This window comes from Pelotomaculum sp. FP (assembly GCF_004369245.1).
In the GTDB taxonomy this organism is placed as follows: Bacteria; Bacillota; Desulfotomaculia; order Desulfotomaculales; family Pelotomaculaceae; genus Pelotomaculum_C; species Pelotomaculum_C schinkii.
The window spans coordinates 1-7349 of the sequence record NZ_QFGB01000098.1; the positions used below are offsets into that span (position 1 = coordinate 1).

Genomic DNA, 7349 nt, shown 5'->3' on the forward strand with positions numbered 1-7349 from the left:
GCGTCTTGGGAGCCAAATACTCAAAGTTATTCATATACATCTTTGTAAGCCACCTCCTTCAAATACTTTCAGCTACCCATCGATAACCGCTTTCTTCACTTCTTACTGCAGAAAATTCTGATGTCGCTTTCTTTGGCATTCCCCCTTTATTTATTCAAAAAATTAGGATAAGACACTATCCCATTGCCACAGATACGTATTACTTATTTTTGTTATTTTCCGCATTTTAGTTAGCATATTAACTATATAAAATAATAATATAATTTATAGCACTATAAACATTAAAAAACAAAAAAAATTGAAAATGAATCAAATATATCCAACTAGTATAGGCTATAGTAGTATGCCAAAAAAATAATAATATGCATGCTATAATTATTATGTTAAAAATAACACTTTCGATTGCACCCCACAACTTTATACAGCGTTACCATTAACACAATTTATTAACAGCATAAAACTTATTTATGCTGTTATACTCACATAACAATATTTTTTATTACATTGTATAGTACTATATTTAAAAAATCAAGTTCAATTTTTTGTCCGAAAAGCCATGTGTATTTTAAAGATATTGCTTCTATATTAAGCCCCGGGCATTTATGATTTTCATCACAAACGGTGTTCCTTTATGCAACAGAAATGTTTCAAGAGAAAAAATCCTGTTCCTACCGGTTTTAGATAAATTACACTGTTTGCATTAGAGTGAGTAACTAGGTTTTGTTCATAGTAGGCATCACTCAGGGAACATACTTCAACCCTGGTGTTTTCCTACCCTGTTGACAGGTATTGCGCAAGGAATCAGTCACTGAAGGAGCCGCAGACCCGTCTTGGCGACCGTCTTAAAAGCAGGCTTAAAAAGCTTTCACGTTATAACTGAAAAGATATAATTTTAGCGGCAACGGGTTTATCTTCCGTTGCCGCTAATTAATCTCTACAGTATGAAAATCGGTCTGGACAAAGACGGTTTTTTCAAGCTGTAGATTTTCAAAATCAATATAGGCGTTGCGTCTTACATAGTCTTGGGTTGAAAATATCTTTAACTTTTTGACCCTACGCCGGGAAAAATAACCCGGCGTAGGGCATCATTCACTTAGCTACGCAGGAGAGTCACAGCTAGTATTTAGCTTCTTTTTCTTTCTTTTCTTTCAAGGCCTTGAGTACCATTTCTTTAGTAACCGGCACTTCATAGAACCTTACACCTATAGCATCATAGATAGCGTTGACAATAGCCGGGAAAGTTGGCTGAACGGCGCCTTCGCCTGTCTCCTTGGCCCCAAAGGGAGCTGTCGGGTCATAGCTGTCTTTTAAAGTGTTGATGGACATTTCCGGCATTTCCATAACAGTCGGCATCTTATAGTCGTGGAAGTTTGGATTCAAATGTTCGCCGTTTTCGTCTATAACCTGATTTTCATAGAGAGCCGACCCCATGTTATACACAATGGAACCTTCCACCTGACCGTCCGCAGCCATGGGGTTGATCATTGTGCCCATGTCACCGGATTCAGTTACCTTCTTCACCCGGACCCGACCGGTTTCCACGTCCACGTCCACTTCGTGTACTTGACAGCTGAAACCAAAGGTAGGAGAGTGACCGATATTCGCGCCCTGAATTCTATTGCCGGTCACGATATCAATCCCTTTGCGCCGCGGCGGTGAGAAGTGCCCGATGCCTATCAGCGCCCCAACGGAGTTGATGGCTACCTGCACTACTTTTTCCCATTCTATACTTTTTTTCGTTTCATACATAGAAGAGATTTTATGGTCTTTTATTTGCAAATGGTCGGCCCGGCAACCCAGCATCCCAGCCGCAATTTCTTTAAGCTTCTGGTTGATCGGCTCGGCTGCCGCCCTGATAGCGGTACCGGTGGCGTAGGTTAACCGGCTGGCAAAAGTACCCAGGTCGAAGGTTCCGATTTCCGTGTCTTGCGACTGGATATGGATATCTTCGAAATAGAGCCCCAGCGCTTCGGCGGCCATCTGAGCCATGACGGTGTTAACGCCCTGGCCGATATCAGTGCACGCGCAGTGCAGGGTCGCCCCGCCTTCGGTATCAACCCGAAGTACCACTGTGGTATGTGGCTTGTAAGACGGGTAGAGGGTATAGGCTGTGCCGCTAATATAATTACCGCCGCCAAGTCCGATACCTTTGCCGAAAGGCAGTTTTCCGTGCTTTTCAAGATAGCCTGATTTTTCCACAGCGGTCTGCAGGCATCTCTTGTACTCGGTGTGCGGCACGTACATATTGTTTGCTGCTGTATAGCCTGATTCGACAGAATTTTTCATCCGCAGTTCGTACGGGCTGATCCCCATCATTTCAGCCAACTCGTCCAGCATGCACTCCATGGCAAACTTGGGCTGGACGCCGCCTAGACCACGCATGGCCCCCATGCTGGGCTTGTTGGTGTATACGTTTCTGACATAGGAACGGGCGTTGGGAATCTTGTAGGGCAGGTGGACCATGGACGCAGTGTAGAACATCACCACGACACCCCAGCTTGCGTATGCGCCCTTGTCCATAGTATTGTCAAATTCTACGGCCTGGAGATAACCGTCTTTATCGGCGCCAATTTTCATCTTCATGTGGCATGGGTGCCGGCCCTTATTGGTGAAGAATACTTCATTGCGCTCATAGGTTAATTTAACCGGACGGCCGGTCTTCCTGGACAGGAGGCAGGCCACAAACTCTGACGGGCATGCTTCACCCTTGCCGCCGAAACCGCCGCCTACCGTGGGTATGGTAACCCGGATTTTGCTCATGGGTATTTCTAAAACGTTCGACATCTGGACATGCAGATAGTGGGGAACCTGGTTGCTGGCCCACAAATGCAGTCTGCCGCTTTGCGGGTCATAGCTGGCCAGGGCGGACTGCGGTTCAATAAAGCCCTGTTGCGGCATGCCGGTTTTGAATTCTCTTTCTAAAACATATTCACACTCGGCAAAGGCCTTGTCCACATCGCCGTATATCTGATCACCCTGGTGACATATATTTCCCGGCTTATCATCATGGATTAGCACTTCATTTGACCGTGCCATGGATTCAAACGGATCAAGCAATACCGGCAGGGGCTCGTATTCCACTTCAATTAGATCAAGGGCTGCCTCGGCGGTTTCTTCATCGATGGCGGCAACAGCGGCCACGCCTTCCCCATAAAAGCGAACTTTATCTATAGCCAGTACAGTCTCATTGCAATTATGCGGCACGATACCCCATTTATTAGGAGCTTCGTCTCCGGTGAGTACTGCCAGTACTCCCGGCAATGCGAGCGCTTTGCTGCAGTCGATCTTTTTGATTTTGGCGTGCGCGTATTCTTTGCAGCGTTTGATTTTCGCGTACAGCATACCGGGCAGCACCATATCGTCGGTATAAACCGCTTCACCCTTTACTTTGACAGCGGCGTCTACCTTCGGCACGCTTCTTCCTATCTGGGAAAACCTTCTTTCATCCAGATATGAAGGTACTCCTTCACGTACATATTGCTCTTTATCCCATATTCCCATTTACTTCACCCCCTGTGCGGACATGGCCTCGGAAGCCATTTGAATAGCTTCAACAATTCTCTTGTAGCCGGTGCAGCGACAAAGGTTCCCTGCTATGGCACGCTTGATTTCAAGCTCGGTGGGCTTGGGATTCCTGTCCAGGAGCCCTGTTGCTGACATGAGCATGCCTGGTGTGCAATAACCGCACTGGACGGCGCCATGGTTGATAAATGCCGCCTGCAGAGGATTCAGTTCACCATTTGGCAAAGCCAGCCCTTCTACAGTGGTGATTTTTTTGCCTTGGCAGGTAATCGCCAGCGTGATGCAGGACAATGTGGCTTTTCCGTCTACCAACACGGTGCAGGCGCCGCAGTCGCCCATCCCGCAACCTTTTTTTGTGCCGGTAAGGCCTATTTTTTTCCTGAGTACGTCAACAAGCAAATCCCTGTGGCTAACAACAAGATCATATACCCGACCGTTTATGTCTAAACTAATCTGTTGTTTCAAAGCTTACACCTCCTGAGCGGCGGCGAACGCCTCTTTAAGTAACCTGCGAGCCAGCACTCCTACGATTTCACGCCGGTATTCCTCGGTGGCCCGGATGTCGGTAATCGGCATTGCTTCGCTCTGAGCTGCTTCAGCCGCTTTCTCTACTAATTCATCACTGAATTTCCGCCCAATCAAGATTTCGGGAACAGCATTGGATACCAGCGGTCTCACGAAAACTGAGCCCATGACCAGCCTTACATTCTTCACAGTCTTTTTGTCGTCTTCCAGTTCAAAACTGACAGCCATATTGACACAGTCAATTTCCATAGAGTCTCTGGCGCCCATATAGGCATAACGGCTCACTGACTTGGGAGACGGCTCCGGCAGAACAAACCTGGTCAGAATTTCTCCTTCCCTAAGGTCGATTCTTCTGACACTTGTGATGAAGTTCTCCAGAGGCATTTCCCTTTCCCCGGCCGCGCTGCTTACAACAACCCTGGCGCCCAGCGCTACCAACGGTGTGGGAGTCTCACCCGACGGTGAAGCGTTACAAGTATTGCCGCCGATTGTGCCCATATTCCTTACCTGGGTTGAACCAAGTTCGCCTGCCGCACAGTAAAGGGCATAGTATTTTTCTTTCACTATTTCGGAATACTCAACTTCTGCAATCTTTGTGGTCGCGCCGATGACCATACCTTTACCCGGCTCATACTTTATGCCTTTAAACTCTTCGATATTATTAATGTCAATCAGGTATTCCGGGCTTATTACCTTGTCTTTCATCAACACGATCAGGTCTGTGCCGCCGGCAAGGATCCTGGCCTTGCTTCCCAGACGGCCTACTAATTCAAACGCTTCGCCAGGCGTCTGGGGAGCTAAATACTCAAAGTTATTCGTATACATCTTTGCAAGCCACCTCCTTCTTATCCTTTCCACTGCTCATGCATTACCACTTTCTCGACCTCTTGCTGCAGGAATCTCTCTTGGTGTTTTCTTGGACATGCCCCCTTTATTTTGATTCAACACCAGGGAAGCCTTTTAGTTAACCCGTGGCTGTTTCTCCTAGAGGCCATAGCATTAATTATTGAACCGACCTTCCGAAATAAGGCAACACTAAACCAGCCCAGGTTTATCTATTGTTTAAAGCAACCCGGCATTGAAAAAATAGTTAAGATCATTTTTAATCAAGCTACAAATTCAACCTTGACTTTTTGATTGTCCAGTTATACAATCAAATGGTCGATATTTGTAACTGGAGATACTGGAGATACTAAAATCAGTCTTTGCTGAGATCCCCTAAAACCGTTTAGGGCACTTTGCAAATCTTATTTTTTGTTTTCATTCAGTGCTGCGTAGTTTAGAAAGAGCGTTTAGCTACTTAATACCCGTTAATCATTACCTCTATCATGGTGACCCTGATTTGCCAAGTATGTCTATGGCACCGGCATAGCAAAGTCATAAAACGACGCAAGTAGGCGGTTTTTTGGTATATCCAGTGCAAAAGCAGGTTCCAACCGACCCGGAAAAAGGGGCTTTCATCTAGCGGAACCACTGTTGAATTTTGTGCCGGTCTCGATAGAGTAAGAATAATTTCCCCTGCCTGACAGGTTGTCCCTATCAGCAAAAAAGGAGCGTCTGGTGTTTTAACTCGTCAAAGGGTTGTTGATTTATTGCCCTTGTCGCAGACAACATTCAGGTCATCAGAGGCGGCAAAGACTCGCTAAAACGGCACTTATCTTATTTTTCGATTCTTATTTAATCGTTTTTTATTTTCAGAGTTTTCAAGGGATATGTTGATCGATTCAGTGCGGCGGCGTACTGGCAGTTATGATGTTTTTTATTGTGAAGTGCTTTTCTAGGAATCCTGTAAAGTCTATGGTTTTATGAAAGTCTTTCTCATGTTTTCGCTGTAGATTTATTTTTGTTCCCGGCTTGATGTTTCTAATTGACTAGTGGTAATAACACGAGGACACTTTCCTTCGGAATGGTTTGTTTGCACACTCACAAATTCCGGATAAAGGATCGGTGTTGCTCTTTTTTTTGCTGTTTTTTACAGGATTTATTAGTCTAAAGCCACTCAATTATTAAGTGTTACTGTAGTTAACATAGTCCATAGTAATATCATTAACAGCTGGGAATAACATCTAAAACATACTAAACTAATACAGGCTATAGTAGTATACTAAAAAATAATAATGCTGTAGAATAGAACCATCATGTTACAAAAATCACTTTTTATCGCAAAAAATAATTATACAATTGATCTCGTTCATTAATATAACTTATTGACATTAAAAAATTTATTTATTGCCTTATGAGCGTATGTCAATAACTATTTATTCCATTGTATAGTACTATATTTAAAAAATCAAGTTCATTTTTGTCTGTAAATGGTTATGCTTGACCGTATATAGTTATTTCACTTAAATAACTTATCAAAGCTAATCATAACAGCTCCTCTCTCTTTTTTTTGAACAATATCCGCAATTTGCCTAAAAGTTTTTTTACATACGGTCATAATAAAATGAGATCGGAGAGAGTTTAGTGATTGAAGTAATGTTTCCTAATTTCTACAGATTGGAAGTGCCCTTGCCCAAAACCCCCCTCAAATATTTAAACTCCTATCTTATTAAAGGACAGGGGCGGAATCTGCTCATAGATACTGGGCTTAACGAGGTTTTACATATTTTAAAAAACGGGCCTATGAACGCCTATCACATCGCAAGCCAAATGACCTGGGATATAAACTGCAATTCTTGGGAAACATTTCCGCGAGCTCAAAAATTTTTTGCCACAGCAGAGGCTGTCACTCATTTAGAACTTTTATGCAATGAAAATTTGGTTCGAAAAATTGACCACAAAGAGACAATACTCTTCGAATTAAACCCTGGTCAATAGGATCACCAACATTAAGGTATCGGATTTAATCCTTACGTTTTCAAAATTTTAAAAAGTCTGACGTTGCTAAATACAACAATTTGTTTTTATAGTATTAAAGGTTAAACCACAAGAAAACACATCCCTATCCTGGCATAATATAGTTGCCAAGCACAAAACCAGGCCAGGATAAACGGATGTTTTTCTGATTTTATGGATATTTATAAAAGAGCGATTTCGACATCAATTGCTACAAATGTCTGGTTTTAAACTATTTATTTTTTAAACAACCTATTATATAATATAACAAGTATATATTCTAATATATACTACTTTAGTTTGTGCTAGTATGCTGTATTTAACTAACGTACTTCCTTATGTCAAAGGAGGAATAATATGAGGATTGCGGTTCTGATGAAACAAACTTTTGACACTGCGGCAATAATCAGTTTGGATGCCAGTGGGCAAATTGAGCGCCAGGGTGTCAACCTGATTATCAATCC

General features: G+C 43.3%; 4 protein-coding genes. 1 reads left to right on the forward strand and 3 read right to left on the reverse strand.

All coding sequences use genetic code 11. The features are described from left to right. Positions 1–1116: 1116 nt before the first annotated feature. From Psfp_RS20435 to Psfp_RS20445, 3 genes are read right to left on the reverse strand one after another with little or no spacing between them, the layout of a single operon-like run. On the reverse strand, positions 1117–3501 hold the full coding sequence (locus tag Psfp_RS20435; RefSeq protein ID WP_134220357.1) for a xanthine dehydrogenase family protein molybdopterin-binding subunit: 2385 nt from the start codon (positions 3499–3501) through the stop codon (positions 1117–1119). Beyond that, entirely contained in the window at positions 3502–3987 is a 486-nt protein-coding gene (locus tag Psfp_RS20440) for a (2Fe-2S)-binding protein (protein ID WP_134220358.1), read from the reverse strand. A 3-nt stretch (positions 3988–3990) separates the two neighbouring features. Then, complete coding sequence (locus Psfp_RS20445) at positions 3991–4872, reverse strand: xanthine dehydrogenase family protein subunit M (RefSeq protein ID WP_134220359.1); 882 nt, start codon at positions 4870–4872, stop codon at positions 3991–3993. A gap of 1641 nt (positions 4873–6513) precedes the next feature. On the opposite strand from Psfp_RS20445, the gene Psfp_RS20450 reads away from it, so the two are divergent. After that, positions 6514–6867 (forward strand): hypothetical protein, encoded by a 354-nt coding sequence (locus Psfp_RS20450; protein WP_134220360.1) that lies wholly within the window; start codon positions 6514–6516, stop codon positions 6865–6867. Positions 6868–7349 lie beyond the last annotated feature (482 nt).